This is a genomic window from Nitrosomonas sp. ANs5, from assembly GCF_050584665.1.
Taxonomy (GTDB): Bacteria; Pseudomonadota; Gammaproteobacteria; order Burkholderiales; family Nitrosomonadaceae; genus Nitrosomonas.
Map to the genome: position 1 here is coordinate 14,841 of NZ_JBEUDO010000009.1, position 15,786 is coordinate 30,626.

The following is a 15,786-nucleotide window of genomic DNA, read 5'->3' on the forward strand; positions in this document are numbered from 1 at the left end:
GGGTGATTTGCATGAAACTGGAAAAAATAACAGGATGGGTCGTGGCGGGAGGGTGCGCGCTATGGCTGTGGGCCGGCCTGGGTTCGGTGGCGGCCGCACAAAACATGGCCGCTGTATCCAGCCATCTCAAGCCGGGCGCGGAACGGGTGCTGTCCGAAGGGGTTTCCAGCATGAATGTGACAGCGGGGAAATCGACCCTGCTGCGGCTCCCCCAGGCGATTACCCGGATTTCAGTCGGCAATCCCAAGGTGGCCGATGTGGCGCTGATCAACCCGAGCGAAATCTATATTCTGGGCAAGATGATCGGCACCACCAACCTGATTCTTTGGACGCGCAATGGCCCGACCCGCGTGATCGATGTGACCGTGTTGATGGACGCGGCCGCCCTGCAGAACAAACTGCAGGAGATCATGCCGGAGGAGCAGGATATCCAGGTCAGCGCGGCTGGCGATTCGCTGGTGCTGTCGGGCACGGTCTCCAATACCGTCAAGGTGGATCGCGCGGTGGCGCTGGCCGATACCTATATTCGAACATCCATTCTGGGCATGATGATGAGTCTGGAAGGTGGTGGCCAGGGAGACGGTACGCAAGGGAATATGGGCGGGCAACAAGGTCTGCAAGCACTGCGTCAGGGCCTGCAGACCGATGAGGATTCCCCCGGCGCGGGCGCGGGGCTCGGCAGCATCCGGATCGTCAACCTGCTGCGGGTGCGCGACAACCAGCAAGTGATGCTGGAAGTCAAGGTGGCGGAAGTCAACCGCACCATTGCCGAGAAACTGGGCTTCGATTTCGCGCGCGCGGCACGCAAAACCGGCAGCGCCTGGACACAGGTCATGGCCGGGGTGATCGGTGGCGGACCGGCCAACCTGCTGTTTGGCAAGAATTTGAGCGCGGATGTCAATCTGGGACTGGACCGGGTCAACAATGCCGTCATGGACAAGGGCACCGCTTTCCTGATGGATGCGGAAAAACGCGATGAACTGATCAAGGTGCTGGCGGAGCCGAATATCGTCGCCATCAGCGGTCAGGAGGCCAGCTTTCTGGTCGGCGGGGAAATCATGATTCCGGTGCCGGGCATGGCCCAGGTCACGCTCGAATCCAAGCAATTTGGGGTGGGGTTGCGTTTCACACCCACTGTGCTGGAAGAAGGCCGCATCCACTTGCGGGTGACGCCGGAAGTTTCCGAGCTGGTGGGTTTCAATGAAGTGGCGTCGAGCGGCTTCGGCGCGATTGTTGCGATCCCGACTTTCAAGACCCGGCGGATTTCGACCACGGTGCAACTGGCGGATGGCCAGTCGCTCGCGATCGGCGGCCTGCTGCAGGATGACTTCAAGGAACAGATGAAGCGTTTTCCGATGCTGGGCGAAGTGCCGGTGCTCGGCACCCTGTTCCGCAGCAGCGAATACCAGATGAACAAGACCGAATTGATGATCGTCGTCACGCCACGGCTGGTCAAGCCGCTGCAGCCCGATTATGCCCTGCCGACCGATGCCTTCATCGAACCGGGCAGGGGAGAATTCCTGATCCAGGGGCGGATGGAAAGCGCTTCCGACCAGGCCCGACCGAGAGCGGCCGGCTATCCGGCTGAAGCGGGCGGCTTTCAAATGAAATAAGGGGATTAACCAACATGAAAACAAAATTTACCCGCAAGCCGGCCTATGCCCTGCTGCTGATCGTCGCTGGCCTGCTGGCGGCCTGCGCACCGACCACACCCCGCTGGGACGCGCATTTCGGTGACGCGATCGGCACCGCCAAGGCCCAGCAAACAATCAATCCGCAAGCCTCGCTCAACACCGAGCCGGTGCCCGGCATCGATGGCCAGGCCGGTGACGCGATTTTCGACAACTACCGCAACGCTTTCCGCAACCCGCGGCCGCCGATGCGCGGCGTCATCGATGTCGGCACCACCGGCGCCAGCACGGGCACCGACTGACCATGACCGACAGGAGCTTCAACTATGCATGTCATTCCTGACAAAGCCTTGAACCGGCGGCCGGCCCTGCCGGCCAGGCAACAGGGTGCCGTGGCCGTGATCGTCGCGCTGTCGCTGATGGGCCTGATCGGCATCGTCGGCCTCGCGCTCGATCTCGGCAAGCTGTTCGTCGCCAAATCCGAGCTGCAGAACAGCGCCGACGCCTGCGCCCTGGCAGCCGCGCGCGAGCTGACGGGTGCCAATACCAATCAGCTCAAGTTGGCCAGGGCAGCTGGTTTTGCAACTGGGGAGCGCCATCAGGTACTGTTCCAGGGGGAGGCGATAACGAGAGATTTTCATGGATTGAAGGTGGAATTTAGCAAAGAGCTGCATGAACAGCCTCATGATGGAGAGAGTGAGCCGCTGGCCATGCGTTTTGCTCATTGCGAAGTGAAGCGTCCTGAAATTGCCAACTGGTTCATTCAGGTACTCAATTTGTTGCCAGGAGTCGATATCGGTGACCAAACAGTCGGAGCCAGAGCAGTGGCCTCGCTTGTGCCAGGGCAGACGACTTGTGCATTGCCCATGGCTGTCTGTGAAGATAGCTTGACTGATAAGAGTAAAGGCGATTGGCTGGAAGCATTGCTGGACTCAAGCAGTGGATTGACAGGGGATTTTTTATGGGTGAGATATCCTCCTAACCCATCCGGAGTAAATGAGTTGAAGCGCATTTTGGAAGGCCCTGGCCAATGTAATGTTCAAGTGACTGGAAATATTGATTCTGAGCCAGGCAGAAACCAAGGCGCTTTTGACGCATGGAATACTCGTTTTGGCATATATAAGGGTCAGGAAATAGCCCAGCCGGATTATAGTGGTTACGCCTATACTGCCCAGAACTGGGCGGTGCATGGTTGTCGTGATGCTGCCAGCGATTTTTTCCAAAATCGCCGTAAAAATTATGAGCCTTACCAAGGGAACGATGAAACTGGGCTTAGCGTTGCGCCCCCTGGACGAATATCTACACAGCATAGAAATAAAGGAGGAGACCGTAGAGTGGTTGCAGTGCCAGTAGTCGATTGTGCTTCTTTTGCGGCATCTGGCAGTCATAGCGCTCCTTTTAAATCATGGGCTTGCGTTTTGATGCTGCATCCTTTGGTAAGCTCAGCCAAATCTACTGATCCTGCGTTTCAAGGATGCCCCGGCGCTTCAGGAAACAGCGATATGTTTCTCGAATATCTCGGCCTGGCAGACGATCCAGATAGCCCCTGTGCATCAGCCGGGGTTGTAGGTGGGCCTGGTAGTAGTGGTCCATTGGTGCCGGCTTTGGTGAGGTAAGCACTATGTATCGTTCAAAATTCCGGTTACGCAAGCGCATGCAGGGTGCGGTCGCGGTCGAGATGGCGCTGCTGCTGGTGCCGATGCTGGTGCTGGTGTTCGGCGTGGCCGAATTCGGCCGCGCGCTCTATCAATACAACACACTCGCCAAATCGGTGCGCACGGCGGTGCGCCATCTCTCGCAGTACAATCCGTCCGATGCTGCGCGCTACACGCAGGCGCAAAACGAGGCCAGGTGTCTGGCAGTCCATGGCAACCTGACTTGCAACGGCCCGGCGCTCGCGCCCGGACTGACCACCGGCATGGTCAAGATCAACGAAACCCCGATCGATGTGACAACCAGCGAGGGCACGACCATCAGTCTGGTGGAAGTGGGTATCGAGGGTTATCAGTTCGATTTCTTTCTTGATCCGCGTGCCTTTCTCGGCGGCGGCGAGCAATCGATTCGATTTGGCGACATTCGTGCCAGCATGAGGCAATCATGAACCATTACGGAATTTTATCCCAAGCCCGAACCGGCTGCAGCCATCGGCAACGCGGGGCGGCGGCTGTCGAATTCGCCTTGCTGGCGGTCCTGTTGTTCACCTTGCTGTTCGGCGTGATCGAAATGAGCCGGGTGCTGTTCTACTGGAATACCGCGACCGAGGCGACCCGCCTGGGCGCACGGCTGGCGGTGGTGTGCGATCCGAATGCGCCCGCCATCCGGCGCCGGATGCAGGAGATGCTGGGTGTACTGGATTCGGGCAACATCGATATCACCTATTCTCCCGACGGCTGCAATCAAAACAGTTGCCGGTCGGTAACGGTCAGCATTACCGGGGTGACTGTCTCTACCCTGATTCCGCTGGTGCCGTTGACGCTTACCATGCCGCCGTTTGCCACCACGCTGCCACGCGAGAGCATGAACAGCGCCAATCCGGATTGTAGCTGAACCGCCATGCTCAAGGTTTCTACCCGATATGTTTTACAGGTTTGAAGGAGTGAATAATTGAAAATCGCCACCATTGCACAAGATTCACAGTGTCTGGATGCCATACAGAGATATCTTGCGCAAAGCCATGCCACACATACGCTGGTCTCCTCCATGGGGGGCATACAGCAGGTACCTGCCGTGATCGAGCAGGAACATCCCGATTTATTGCTGCTGGAAGGCGCCGGCCTCAGTTCGAGCGAATTGCAGGTGATCGACCGGGCGACTTCGCGTTTTCCCGAGCTGGGCATCATCATGCTGTGTCCCGCCCAGTCGCAGGAATATCTGATCGAAGCCATGCGCGCCGGAGTGCGCGAGATCGTGCCGACACCAGTGACTCAACATGTGCTGGTAGACGCGGTCGATCGCTTTCAGAAACGCAGGCAGCAAGCCAAGACAGCTATCCGCAAGGGCAAGATTCTGGCCTTCATTCCCTGCAAGGGGGGGAGTGGATCGACCTTTCTGGCCAGCAATATAGCCTATGCCCTGGCCGCCAGTGAGCAGAAGAAGTCGGCACTGATCGATTTCAATCTGCAGTTCGGTGATGCGTCGCTGTTCGTGCAGGACAGCGTGCCCAAGACCACGATCGCTGACGTGACCCGGCAAATCGAGCGGCTGGATGGGTCCTTCCTGTCTGCCAGCATGGTGCAGGTGCTGCCCAATTTCGAAGTGCTGTCCGCCCCCGAGGAACCCGAGATGGCGGCGGAAATTAAGCCGGAACATGTCAAGCCGCTTCTGCAGGTGGCAGTCAAGCAATATGAATTCGTGGTGCTGGATATCGGCCGTTCGCTGGATGCGGTTTCGATCCAGGCGCTGGACCAGGCGGATTATATTTTTCCAGTCGTGCAGCAGACCCTGCCTTCCATCCGTGATGCCAAACGCATGATCAATACCTTTCATGCGCTGGGCTATGTCAACGACAAGATCCGCCTGATCGTCAATCGTTATGAAAAGAAGAACGATATCACGCTGGGCGACATTACCGATACCCTCAAACTCCCCATCTTCAAGACGGTGCCAAACGATTACGACGTGGTGGCCGAGTCGGTCAATCAGGGTATCCCGGTGACGCGGCTGGCACCACGCAGCGTGGTGGCCCGGTCGATTCAGGACATCGCGCGCGAATTGAGCGGCGTCAATCAGGAAAAGCGTTCCTTGAGAAAGCTGTTTGCCTTTTAACCTTGGGAGATATCTATCATGTCTATACGCGATCGCTTGCAAGGGGTCATACAGAGCAGCGCCACGGCTGCAAACGTGACCGCGGCCACCCAGACGCGCAACAATGAGGCCTATCATGAACTGAAGAGCAGGATTCATCAGGGATTGCTGGATAGGATGGATCTGGCCGTGATGGAAAGCCTGCCGCAGGAGCGCCTGCTGGCTGAAATCAAGGCCCTGGTAGAACGGTTGCTGATCGAGGAGCGGGCGCCGATCAACGATCTCGAACGGCAGCGCATCGTGCAGGATGTTCAGAATGAAGTGCTGGGGCTCGGGCCGCTCGAGCCGTTGCTGGCCGACCCGTCCATTTCGGATATTCTGGTCAACACCCATCGCCAGGTGTATGTCGAGCGCCGGGGCAAGCTCGAATTGACCGATGTCCATTTTGCCAACGAAGCGCATTTGCGCAAAATCATCGACCGGATCGTTTCCCGTGTCGGCCGGCGGATCGACGAATCGAGTCCGATGGTCGACGCGCGGCTGGCGGATGGTTCGCGGGTCAACGCGATCATCGCACCACTCGCGATCGATGGCGCATTGCTCTCGATCCGGCGGTTTGCGGTGGTGCCGCTCAAGGTGGAGGATTTGATCCGCCACAAATCCATGACACCAGCGATTGCCGATATCATCAGCGGTCTGGTCAAGTCCAAGTGCAGTATCCTGATTTCTGGGGGAACCGGCAGCGGTAAAACCACCCTGCTGAATATTCTTTCCAGTTTCATTCCACATTCCGAACGGGTGGTCACGATCGAGGATGCGGCCGAATTGCAACTGCAGCAACCGCATGTGGTGCGGCTGGAAACACGCCCGCCCAATGTCGAGGGCAAGGGCGAAGTGACGCAGCGCGCGCTGGTGCGCAACAGCTTGCGGATGCGGCCGGACCGTATCATCATCGGGGAGGTGCGCGGCGCGGAGGCGATCGACATGCTGCAGGCGATGAATACCGGCCATGAGGGTTCATTGGCGACCATCCATGCCAATACGCCGCGTGATGCGCTGAGCCGGGTCGAGAACATGGTCGGGATGGCCGGGCTCAACCTGCCACCCAAGGCGATCCGCCAGCAGATCAGCGCGGCGATCACGGTTGTGATCCAGGTTTCCCGCCTGTCCGACGGCAAGCGCAAGATCATGAGCATCCAGGAAATCACGGGCATGGAAGGGGATATCATTACCATGCAGGAAATCTACCTGTTCGAGCAGACAGGCATAGGACCCGATGGCGCGGTGCTCGGGCATTTCCGGGCGACCGGCATCCGGCCGAAGTTTGCGGAGCGCCTGCGGATTTTCGGGTCGCCTCTGAGCGACGATCTATTCGATCCGAATCGCCGCTACGAGTAGGGAGGTTGGATGGACGATTATCTTTACTATCTTTTTATTGCGCTCGCGTTTCTGGCCGTAGTTCTGCTGCTGGAAGGGGGCTACCTGGTCTGGCGTGCCAACCAGGGGCCTGAAGCGAAGCGCATCAAGAAACGGCTGCAGGCAATTTCCGCTGGCTGGCAGGGCGGGGATGCCTCCTTGCTCAAGCAGCGGTTGCTCAGCCATTCACCGCCATTGCAGCGTTTTTTGTTGCAGCTGCCGCGCATTCACAGTCTGGACCGTTTGCTGGTGCAATCGGGGATGTCGTTGATGGTGAGCCAGTTTCTGGTCTATACCCTGATAGCCGCTGTCGGTGCCATGGCTTGTGCGGCATTGCTGGGCCAGTCCTTCCCCATGATGTTGTTGTTCGCAGGGCTGGGCGGCATGATTCCGTATTTGTTTGTGGTCAGGGCGAGAAGCAAGCGGCTGTCGCTGATTGAGCAGCAGCTGCCGGAAATGATCGATTTGATCGCGCGCGCATTGAAAGCGGGCCATGCCTTTCCCGGTGCCCTGCAAATGGCCGCCACCGAGGGCACGGAACCGGCTGCCGGAGAATTCCGGTTGGTCTTCGATGAAATCTATTTTGGCGTCTCGATGCAGCAGGCGCTCATGAATCTGGCGGTGCGCGTGCCGATTACCGATCTGCGCTATTTTGTCATTGCTGTCCTGATACAAAGTGAAAGCGGCGGCAATCTGGCGGAATTGCTCGAGAAAATCAGCCAGCTGATCCGCGACCGCCTGACGCTGCTGGGGAAAGTGCGCGTGCTCTCGGCCGAGGGGCGGCTGTCGGCCTGGATACTTTCCTGCTTGCCTTTCGCCATGGCTTTGATACTGAATCTCGTCAATCCCGGCTTTATGAACGTGTTGTGGACGGATCCGATGGGCACGACAATCATCGGAGCGGGGCTGGGGATGATGGCCATCGGTATCTTTGCCATGTCGCGCATCATCAAGATCCGGGTATGACGGCATCCGAGTGCATGCAGGATTTTTTCAGGCATATGTTTATAGACCGATACCTTCAATGGTGATTTGATCATGATATCTGTGGAAACAGTCTTTCTGGTGATGATTTTTCTGGCGGTGGCCGGTATTGTCTATTCCGTCATGCTCGCATTCGCGCCGCGCTCGACTAAAACCCGGCTGGGGCAAATTGCCGCCAGCGATGCCTCGCCAGCTGATGCACTGGCCGAACAGGAATGGAAGGAAACGGTTGTCAAGTTCTCGCAGCCGCTGGCAGAGCTGTCATTGCCCAGCGATGAATGGGAAACATCTCCTTTCCGTGCACGCTTCATGCATGCCGGACTGCGCGCCAGTTCTGCGCCGACAATTTATTTCGCGGCCAAGACTTTGCTGGCGCTGCTCTTGCCAGGCCTGTTCCTGTTTTCTGCCGGGATCGGTCAACTGGAGCTGAGCACTCAGGCCAGCATACTGATTCTCACGCTACTGGCCACAATCGGCTATTACGCACCCAATCTCTGGCTGTCCCGTGTGATCGAGACACGCCAGCGCGAGCTGTTCGAAAATTTTCCGGATGCGATCGATTTGATGACGGTCTGCGTGGAAGCCGGCTTGGGGCTGGACGCGGCGCTGGCCAAGGTGGGTGAAGAAATGCAGGTGAGCAGTCCGGTGTTATCGGAAGAGATCCAGTTGGTGGGATTGGAGCTGCGTGCCGGTGCCAGCCGTGAAAAGGCATTGCGCAATCTGGCTGCCAGAACCGGTGTGGAGGAGATTGAGGCACTGGCAGCCATGCTGATCCAGGCCGACCGCTTCGGAACCAGTACTGCTGCCTCGTTGCGCGTGTATTCGGATACACTGCGCACCAAACGCCGCCTGCGGGCGGAAGAGGCTGCCGCCAAGATTGCCTTGAAATTGCTGTTTCCACTGATTTTCTTTATTTTTCCTACCCTGATGATTGTACTGCTGGGGCCTGCCTTTATCAGTATTTACCGCAACCTGCTGCCCGCAATGGCGGGTCAATAAAGGATGATTATGCATCGATACAAAACTGGAAAACTGCTTGGGTTATGCTGCGCCCTCTTGCTCATCAGCGGGTGTGCGACGCAATCGACCAAAAATCGTCTGGCACAGAATACCTTGTCCGAATCCCGCACACAGCAGGCGACCTTGCAGGATCTGGCCAAGCTTTATCAGGCCGGCCGCCAGCACCAGCAGGCCGGAGACTTTCCTGCTGCGATCGCCGCCTATGAAAAGATTCTGGCGATCGATCCGGCTTATGTCGAGGCGCACAATGGCCTGGGGGTCGTCCATGCGCAAATGGATAACCCTCAACTGGCGGTGCGCCATCTGACAACGGCGATCGAGCTGGCGCCGCTGGCATCCCATTTGCACAACAATCTGGGATATGCGTATTTGCTGCAGGGAAATCTGGCAGATGCCGAACGTGGCTTCCAGCAGGCGCTGCAACTCGATCCCGAGAATGAACAGGCGCGCGCCAATCTGATGACTGTGCGTCAACGGCTGCGTGCGACAGGAGAATGACCGATGCCTGTATTCAAGCGAAAATATGCCTGGACGCTGGGTTGTCTATCCCTGCTGGCGGGATGTACCCATTTTTATCCCGTAGGCAAGCATTCTGGTGTGAATATCCATCCTGTCATGCAGGTAAGGCAGCCGGACAGGAGTGCCGATCGGCTCTATAATCTGGGGCGCTATCACCATCGCAGAACCGAATACCAGGATGCGATCACCGCCTATCGGCAGGCACTGGCAGTCGACCCGGCCTATGTCGAGGCGCATAATGGCCTTGGCATAGTCTACGCGATCCAGGGGCGGCATGCGTTATCCTTGCAGCATTTCAGGCAGGCCATCGCCATGATGCCGGCCGCCACCTATCTGCACAGCAACCTTGGCTACGCGCTGCAGTTGCAGGAAAGCTACGCCGAAGCAGCGGCTGCCTATCAGGAAGCCTTGCGCCTTGACCCGCTCAATCACAAGGCACGCAAGAATCTGGCCCATCTCAACCGGCAGCTGGGGCTGGATACGACTGCTGCCACTGCCACCGCAGCAGAGCAGAGCACAACCAGTGATACCTCCGCCGCTAATGTGGCACAGGCGCGGCCGGAGCCGGTATCCCGGATCGTGCAGATTGCCCCCAATGTTTATGAATTGCGAGACGCTGTGCAGCCTTCCAAGACGGGCAGCGTCATGCAGACTGCCCCAGCCAGCCATGTGGCTGCCGAAACGGCCAGCGCGCCCCAAAACAAGCGAATCGAGGTTTCCAACGGTAACGGCATAAGCGGGATGGCCAGGAAGGTAGCAAATTTCCTGGCGCAAGCTGGGTATCCCGGCGCACGCCTGACCAATCACCCCAGTTTCCAGCAGGCCAGCACCGAAATTCACTACCGTCCGGGTCATCAGGCCCAGGCCGAACACATGCGCAGTATGCTACCCAATGGGGTGGCTAAATCATTTGAGAACAACAGCTTGCGCGATGATATCGGAGTCAAGATTCTGCTGGGCAAAGACCTGCAAGTCGCCATCGATTATTTCAACCCGGCCAGACCCCGGCAGCTTGCCTTGAATGAGCGGTGATTCAGATTTGGTTTGATGGTGCACGGGTGCACCCTACATGGGAGCTGGCCACATTTCCGGTTGGGGTAGGGTGCACCTGTGCACCGATTCAACAATTTATTTTGGATAGCGTGAGATCAGAGCTTCACGAAATAATTGGCGGCTGCTGAATCGATTGCTTCCGGCGTGAGTGCGACCGGTTGCTTGAGAAAGCGGGCCCGGTCCACGATGTGTTCCATGAGATCCCGCGGGTGATTGGCGGCCATGGGGCGGTTGGTTTTGCGGTAGTAATTTTCCAGCAGATATTCCACTGTCTGTGCTTCACAGGCGATGCCTTGTGCTTCGCAGATCCGGCGCATAATTTCCTTGAATTCTTCCTCGGTCTGATGGCGGATATGTATTTTGTGACGGATCCGGCGCAAGAATGCATCGTCCACCAGATCCAATGGGTTGAGGTTGGTACAAAAAACGGTAATCTGATCAAACGGTATCGTCAACTTCATGCCCGTGTGCAGCGAAGGGAAATCGGTGCCGCGTTCCAGCGGGATGATCCAGCGATTCAATAATTGGCGCGGTGCTATCCGTTGGCGGCCGAAATCATCGAGTATGAACATGCCGTTGCCGGCTTTCATGTGGATCGGTGCTTCATAGAAGCGGCTGGATTCATCGTAACGGAATTCGAGCATATCGGGTGTCAGCTCGCCGCCTACCATGACGACCGGCCGATGACATTTTTTCCAGCGTGGATCATGTCTGATATGCCGATTCAGATCGAGCTGGGCCGTTTCCTGTTGGCTGGTATGCTGCAGTTCTTTGTGAATGGCGGAATCAAACAAACGAATAATTTGCCCACTGACCGTAATCGCCTGCGGGATATACACTTCTCCCGGTAATTTGCGTCCCAGTGCCTCGGCAATGCTGGTTTTGCCGGTTCCGGGCGGCCCGTACAAGAAGATGGAGCGTCCGGATGCGAAAGCCGGCCCCAGTTGATCCAGTAATTGCTGGCCTATGACCAGATGCTGCAGTCCCGCATGAATCCAGGCGCGATCCAGATCGATTTCCCGGACGGTTTGCCTGACCAGCGCACGGGTATAATCCTGCAACGGAACGGGCGCCGCACCGACATACTGACTGATCGCGCGCGCGGCTTCCGCTCTTTCCCGCCCCCGTTGGGTCAGTTCCAGGATCTGGGTGGTATCGCCATAGCCATTCATGGATCTGACCGTCGCCAGATGATCGGTGCGGATGCTTTCGATCAGTTCGGTCACGACACTGAAAGGCAGACAGAGTGTTTCGGCGATCGATTGGACCGAGAAGGTGCCGGCCTCAAGGTAGGCGGCCTTGAGTGAGAGATCAACCAGGAAAGATTCATCCAGACCGGTATCGGCGATTTTCACCGGGACCGGTGGCACTGGATTGAAGAATCTCATGATTTGTTCTTCAGGCAACAAATCGAGTGACAGCAGGGCATCGCCCAAATGGCTGCCAAGTTGCTGCTGCAGGATGCGCGCGCGTTTTAGCTGTTCATCGGTCAACAGTCTTTCATGGATCATTAGCTCTTCGACTGAATTCACATTTCCACCTTGTAAAAAAGATTGTAGGGCTGCAGCTGCCACACCCCGGCTTGATTGCCTGCTCGGATCGCTCCACTGGAAAACCTTCGGTTATACCCAGGGCGGCCAATGGAATAGGCAAGCCAGCCGATTGAACGGATACGCAGCGAGTCCTGCTTAATTCGGCCAGATTCCCGTAAATCTTTAATCCGGTTGAGGCCTGTATTTGTTTTGGGAGGTTATGTGAGCAGTTTGAGGGTGCGTAAATCCATGCTGCGTAGAGAGTTTGTGGGTTGCCGATTTTCTAACACTGGTCCCGGCTACCATCATTTAACGTTAGTCGAACGGTGCACAGGTGCACCCTACGGGGGGAGGCCCAACGGGTTGCGGCCATTGCCAAATAGCTTCTCCTGCTGCATTGATAATTCGTGTGTATTCGTGTTCATTAGTGGTTTGGGTTTGGCTGCGCTGGACTGTCGTGATCGAGATGGCCGAGGAATCCGCCGGACTGGCGATTCCACAGTTTTGCGTAGAGCTGATCATGTGAGAGCAGCTCCGCGTGGCTGCCTTGTTCGACGATGCGGCCCTGATCCATCACGATCAACCGGTCCATGGCGGCGATGGTGGAGAGGCGGTGGGCGATGGCGATAACGGTTTTGTCCTGCATGAGCTCATAGAGGCTTTGCTGGATACTGGCTTCAATATCGGAATCAAGCGCTGAGGTTGCTTCATCGAGGATCAGAATGGGGGCGTTCTTGAGCAGGACGCGGGCGATGGCGATGCGCTGGCGCTGACCGCCCGACAGGTTGACGCCACGCTCTCCCACCATCGCATCATAGCCTCTGCGGCCTTTGTAATCGACCAGGTCCATGATGAATTCATGGGCATGCGCGTGTTGGGCGGCAGCCAGCATTTCGACTTCACTGGCCTCGGGTTTGCCAAACAGGATATTTTCTCGAATCGAGCGGTGGAGCAGCGAGGTGTCTTGGGTGACGATCCCGATATTGGCGCGCAGACTGGCCTGGGTGACCGTGCGCACATCCTGGCCGTCAATCAGAATACTGCCCTGCTGAATATCGTAGAAGCGGAGCAGCAGGTTGATCAGGGTCGATTTGCCGGCCCCGGACGGCCCCACAATGCCAACTTTTTCACCAGCGTTGATATGCAGATCAAATTCATCAAAAATTTGCACACTTTTGCCATGGCTTGCCTGGTGGTAGGAAAAATTGACCCGGTTGTAATCGATCACGCCCCGGCTGACGGATAGGGGTCTGGCATGCGGGGCATCGACGATGGCGTGCGGTTTGGCCAGCATGTTCATGCCATCCTGAACTATGCCGATGTTCTCGAATAACTCGCCAACTTCCCACATGATCCAGTGCGACATACCGGTCAGGCGGATCGCCAGACTCAGCGCAACCGCGATGGCGCCGGTACTGATGCTGCCATTAAGCCACAGGTATATGCCCAGGGCCCCGATCGCAAACACCGATATCATGTTGTTGATCCAGACCCAGGTGTTCAGCCAGGTTACCAGACGCATTTGGGGGTGAACGGTATCCAGGAATTCCTGCATACTGTCCTGTGCGTAGCCGGATTCGCGCTGGGTGTGGGAGAAAAGCTTGAGGGTCAGAATATTGGCGTAACTGTCGACGATCCGGCCGGTCATGTTGGAGCGCGTGTCCGCCTGTAGTTTTGCGATGCGCCTGAGTCTGGGAATGAAGTAGTAAAGAATGCATGAATAGGCTGCTAGCCAGACAAGTAGCGGGAGGCAGAGACGCAGATCGGCGTTGGCGATCAGCAATAGGGCCGTGATGAGGTAAACACTGACAAACAGCAAGACATCCAGGGTTTTGATGACTGATTCGCGGACCGCCAGTGCTGTCTGCATGACTTTGGTGGCCACGCGCCCGCTGAACTCGTTCTGAAAGAATGTGTAACTTTGGTCGAGCAGGTATCGATGCGCCAGCCAGCGCACCAGCATGGGGAAATTGCCCATGAGCGACTGATGCAGGATTACTGAATGGGCAAATACCAGCAGGGGCATCAGGATCAGGATGAAGAGTGACAGTCCCAGCAGCGCGCGGGATTCTTGCTGCAAGAATGCCTGTGGATCCCGCTCGGCCAGCCAGTCGACGATGGTGCCGAGCACACCGAACAACATGGCTTCTCCCACGGCCACGCAAAAGGTGAAAATGGCCAGCAGCAGCAGATAGGGCTCCAGTCCCTTGGTATAGTGTCGGCAGAAGCGATAGAGCGAAGCCGGTGGTTCGGCCGGCTGGCCGGGTGGGAAGGGGTCGATCAGACGCTCGAAGTAGCGAAGCATAAGCTAATTTTCAGAGGCAGCATGTGGGTGATAAACAACGGCAGGCCGTTCCTCGCTTTTTGTCCGGTATTGACAGTGGTCGAGTTGAACAGAGCTGGCGATTTTCAAGCTGCGGCCAATGGCCGCAGTGTGCACCGGTGATGGTGGCATTCTCAGTTGAACGGGCTGCGGCGTACGGATTTCAAGATGTCATGCTGGCTGGCTTACATGGCGGCCAGCCGAGCAGTCCCGAAACTATTTTATCCAAGAATTGGCCAGGCCGCTTCCTTGATTTAGAGGTGCCCTTGAATCAATCAGCTGCCACTGAGATGTTCGAAAATTCTGAATCCGGCGACATAGGTGCCGATTGCGGAACCGAAGGAAGCCAGCAGGAAAATGAGCAGGGTGCGTGTGACGCGATTTTTCCACCAACCCCTGAGGCGGATCGTATCCTGCCGGAGCCGGCTGAAATCGCTGACCTGCGGTTTGCGCAAAAAGATTTCTGCCGCTGCGGCCACCATGCCCGCACCCACCATGGGATTGAGTGATGTGAGCGGTGCGGCCAGGAAGGCGGTGACGATTGTCAGTGGATGGGCCAATGCGATGGCGGCACCGGTTGCAGACAATCCACCATTGATGATAATCCAGTCGATGATCATCGCCATGCCGATATCGGGGCTGCGCTGAAAACCAATGCCAAACCCGGTCAGGATCAGCGCCACAATGAACCAGGGTGCATACTTGATCCAGCGGGCTGCATCGGGAATGATGTCGAGCTGGCGAATGGTCTCATCGGGCGATCGGGACGAGTTCGCCTGTAGTATTTGCCTGATGCCTTGCATGTGGCCTGCGCCGACTATCGCAAGCGTATGCTGGTAGTCGTTTTCGGTGATTTCCTTCAGCAGGCGTGCGGACATGTATGCGTCGCGCTCGCTGATCAGCGGCCCGTACAAGTCCCGCTGGTTCTCGGCAAATTGCGAGAAAGTGCTTTCCAGCACATCGCCTTCTTTGAGGCGTTCAATTTCTTCCGCGCTGACTTTGTCGTGACTCATGATGCTGGCGAGCAAACCGCTAAACAGCCCGAAGCGCTGCCACCAGGGAAAATTATGATAAATTCGTTTCAGGGTAGTGCCAATTTCCCGGTCGATTAGCAATACCGGTAATTTTGCTGCCTGCGCATCGCGGACGGCCGTGCGCATTTCGGCACCCGGTTCGATTCCCAGATTTTCCGCCATGCGCTGCTGAAAGGCACCCAACGCCAGACTGGCTGCGACCATATAGGCCTGGCCTTTGCGGATCACCTGAAAAAGATCCATTTTTGCCAGCAGATCCGGATTGACAATTGCCTTGTAGCGGCTGGGGCACAGCTCTACCGCAACGGCATCGAACGCCTGGGTGGCGATCAACTCCTGGACTTTGTCCGCACTGGCCTGGGATACATGCGCGGTCCCCAGAATCGTGAGTTTCCTGTCGTGGCCCAATTCGAAAGTTTGGAGTGGTTCGGTTGCCTGGTGAGCGTCATGGGGGGATAGAATCGTTTTGCTTTCTGACATGGATGAATTATTTTAAGTGCAAGAATCAAAGATGTAACGTGCTAAGAGGC

General features: G+C 56.9%; 14 protein-coding genes. 11 read left to right on the top strand and 3 right to left on the bottom strand.

The window, feature by feature from the left end; all coding sequences use genetic code 11:
* The first annotated feature begins 11 nt into the window (after positions 1 to 11).
* The 11 genes from ABTW62_RS03715 to ABTW62_RS03765 all read left to right on the top strand — a co-directional run bounded on the left by ABTW62_RS03715 (position 12) and on the right by ABTW62_RS03765 (position 10,346).
* Positions 12 to 1,613: a type II and III secretion system protein family protein gene (locus ABTW62_RS03715; protein WP_430903242.1), complete on the top strand. Its 1,602-nt coding sequence runs from the start codon at positions 12 to 14 to the stop codon at positions 1,611 to 1,613.
* 14 nt (positions 1,614 to 1,627) lie between these two features.
* On the top strand, positions 1,628 to 1,933 hold the full coding sequence (locus tag ABTW62_RS03720; protein ID WP_430903243.1) for a tRNA dimethylallyltransferase: 306 nt from the start codon (positions 1,628 to 1,630) through the stop codon (positions 1,931 to 1,933).
* Between the two features lie 24 nt (positions 1,934 to 1,957).
* On the top strand, positions 1,958 to 3,247 hold the full coding sequence (locus ABTW62_RS03725) for a pilus assembly protein TadG-related protein (RefSeq protein WP_430903244.1): 1,290 nt from the start codon (positions 1,958 to 1,960) through the stop codon (positions 3,245 to 3,247).
* 5 nt (positions 3,248 to 3,252) lie between these two features.
* Complete coding sequence (locus tag ABTW62_RS03730) at positions 3,253 to 3,732, top strand: TadE/TadG family type IV pilus assembly protein (RefSeq protein ID WP_430903245.1); 480 nt, start codon at positions 3,253 to 3,255, stop codon at positions 3,730 to 3,732.
* Complete coding sequence (locus ABTW62_RS03735) at positions 3,729 to 4,178, top strand: TadE/TadG family type IV pilus assembly protein (protein WP_430903246.1); 450 nt, start codon at positions 3,729 to 3,731, stop codon at positions 4,176 to 4,178. Before ABTW62_RS03730 ends, ABTW62_RS03735 begins: the two co-directional genes overlap by 4 nt.
* Positions 4,179 to 4,235: 57 nt before the next feature.
* The gene (locus ABTW62_RS03740) at positions 4,236 to 5,396 is read left to right on the top strand and encodes an AAA family ATPase (RefSeq protein ID WP_430903247.1); all 1,161 of its coding nucleotides are present in this window, start codon (positions 4,236 to 4,238) and stop codon (positions 5,394 to 5,396) included.
* Between the two features lie 18 nt (positions 5,397 to 5,414).
* Positions 5,415 to 6,773, top strand: coding sequence for a CpaF family protein (locus tag ABTW62_RS03745; RefSeq protein WP_430903248.1), 1,359 nt, complete (start codon positions 5,415 to 5,417; stop codon positions 6,771 to 6,773).
* Between the two features lie 9 nt (positions 6,774 to 6,782).
* Positions 6,783 to 7,757: a type II secretion system F family protein gene (locus ABTW62_RS03750; protein ID WP_430903249.1), complete on the top strand. Its 975-nt coding sequence runs from the start codon at positions 6,783 to 6,785 to the stop codon at positions 7,755 to 7,757.
* A 72-nt stretch (positions 7,758 to 7,829) separates the two neighbouring features.
* Positions 7,830 to 8,774, top strand: a complete 945-nt coding sequence (locus ABTW62_RS03755; RefSeq protein WP_430903250.1) for a type II secretion system F family protein — start codon at positions 7,830 to 7,832, stop codon at positions 8,772 to 8,774.
* Between the two features lie 9 nt (positions 8,775 to 8,783).
* Positions 8,784 to 9,293 carry a tetratricopeptide repeat protein gene (locus ABTW62_RS03760; protein ID WP_430903251.1) on the top strand — a complete coding sequence of 170 codons (510 nt, stop codon included), beginning with the start codon at positions 8,784 to 8,786 and terminating at the stop codon, positions 9,291 to 9,293.
* 3 nt (positions 9,294 to 9,296) lie between these two features.
* Entirely contained in the window at positions 9,297 to 10,346 is a 1,050-nt protein-coding gene (locus ABTW62_RS03765) for a LytR C-terminal domain-containing protein (protein WP_430903252.1), read from the top strand.
* Between the two features lie 116 nt (positions 10,347 to 10,462).
* Here ABTW62_RS03765 and ABTW62_RS03770 read toward each other — a convergent pair whose 3' ends face one another.
* The 3 genes from ABTW62_RS03770 to ABTW62_RS03780 all read right to left on the bottom strand — a co-directional run bounded on the left by ABTW62_RS03770 (position 10,463) and on the right by ABTW62_RS03780 (position 15,736).
* Positions 10,463 to 11,899 (bottom strand): AAA family ATPase, encoded by a 1,437-nt coding sequence (locus ABTW62_RS03770; RefSeq protein ID WP_430903253.1) that lies wholly within the window; start codon positions 11,897 to 11,899, stop codon positions 10,463 to 10,465.
* Between the two features lie 424 nt (positions 11,900 to 12,323).
* Positions 12,324 to 14,204, bottom strand: a complete 1,881-nt coding sequence (locus ABTW62_RS03775; RefSeq protein ID WP_430903254.1) for an ABC transporter ATP-binding protein — start codon at positions 14,202 to 14,204, stop codon at positions 12,324 to 12,326.
* A 293-nt stretch (positions 14,205 to 14,497) separates the two neighbouring features.
* Positions 14,498 to 15,736: a TraB/GumN family protein gene (locus ABTW62_RS03780; RefSeq protein WP_430903255.1), complete on the bottom strand. Its 1,239-nt coding sequence runs from the start codon at positions 15,734 to 15,736 to the stop codon at positions 14,498 to 14,500.
* Positions 15,737 to 15,786 lie beyond the last annotated feature (50 nt).

Coding starts and splice junctions, on each gene's coding strand:
- ABTW62_RS03730 (WP_430903245.1), top strand. CDS start 3,253: ATGTATCGTTCAAAATTCCGGTTACGCAAGCGCATGCAGGGTGCGGTC.
- ABTW62_RS03780 (WP_430903255.1), bottom strand. CDS start 15,736: ATGTCAGAAAGCAAAACGATTCTATCCCCCCATGACGCTCACCAGGCA.
- ABTW62_RS03720 (WP_430903243.1), top strand. CDS start 1,628: ATGAAAACAAAATTTACCCGCAAGCCGGCCTATGCCCTGCTGCTGATC.
- ABTW62_RS03775 (WP_430903254.1), bottom strand. CDS start 14,204: ATGCTTCGCTACTTCGAGCGTCTGATCGACCCCTTCCCACCCGGCCAG.
- ABTW62_RS03725 (WP_430903244.1), top strand. CDS start 1,958: ATGCATGTCATTCCTGACAAAGCCTTGAACCGGCGGCCGGCCCTGCCG.
- ABTW62_RS03765 (WP_430903252.1), top strand. CDS start 9,297: ATGCCTGTATTCAAGCGAAAATATGCCTGGACGCTGGGTTGTCTATCC.
- ABTW62_RS03760 (WP_430903251.1), top strand. CDS start 8,784: ATGCATCGATACAAAACTGGAAAACTGCTTGGGTTATGCTGCGCCCTC.
- ABTW62_RS03755 (WP_430903250.1), top strand. CDS start 7,830: ATGATATCTGTGGAAACAGTCTTTCTGGTGATGATTTTTCTGGCGGTG.
- ABTW62_RS03745 (WP_430903248.1), top strand. CDS start 5,415: ATGTCTATACGCGATCGCTTGCAAGGGGTCATACAGAGCAGCGCCACG.
- ABTW62_RS03750 (WP_430903249.1), top strand. CDS start 6,783: ATGGACGATTATCTTTACTATCTTTTTATTGCGCTCGCGTTTCTGGCC.
- ABTW62_RS03715 (WP_430903242.1), top strand. CDS start 12: ATGAAACTGGAAAAAATAACAGGATGGGTCGTGGCGGGAGGGTGCGCG.
- ABTW62_RS03735 (WP_430903246.1), top strand. CDS start 3,729: ATGAACCATTACGGAATTTTATCCCAAGCCCGAACCGGCTGCAGCCAT.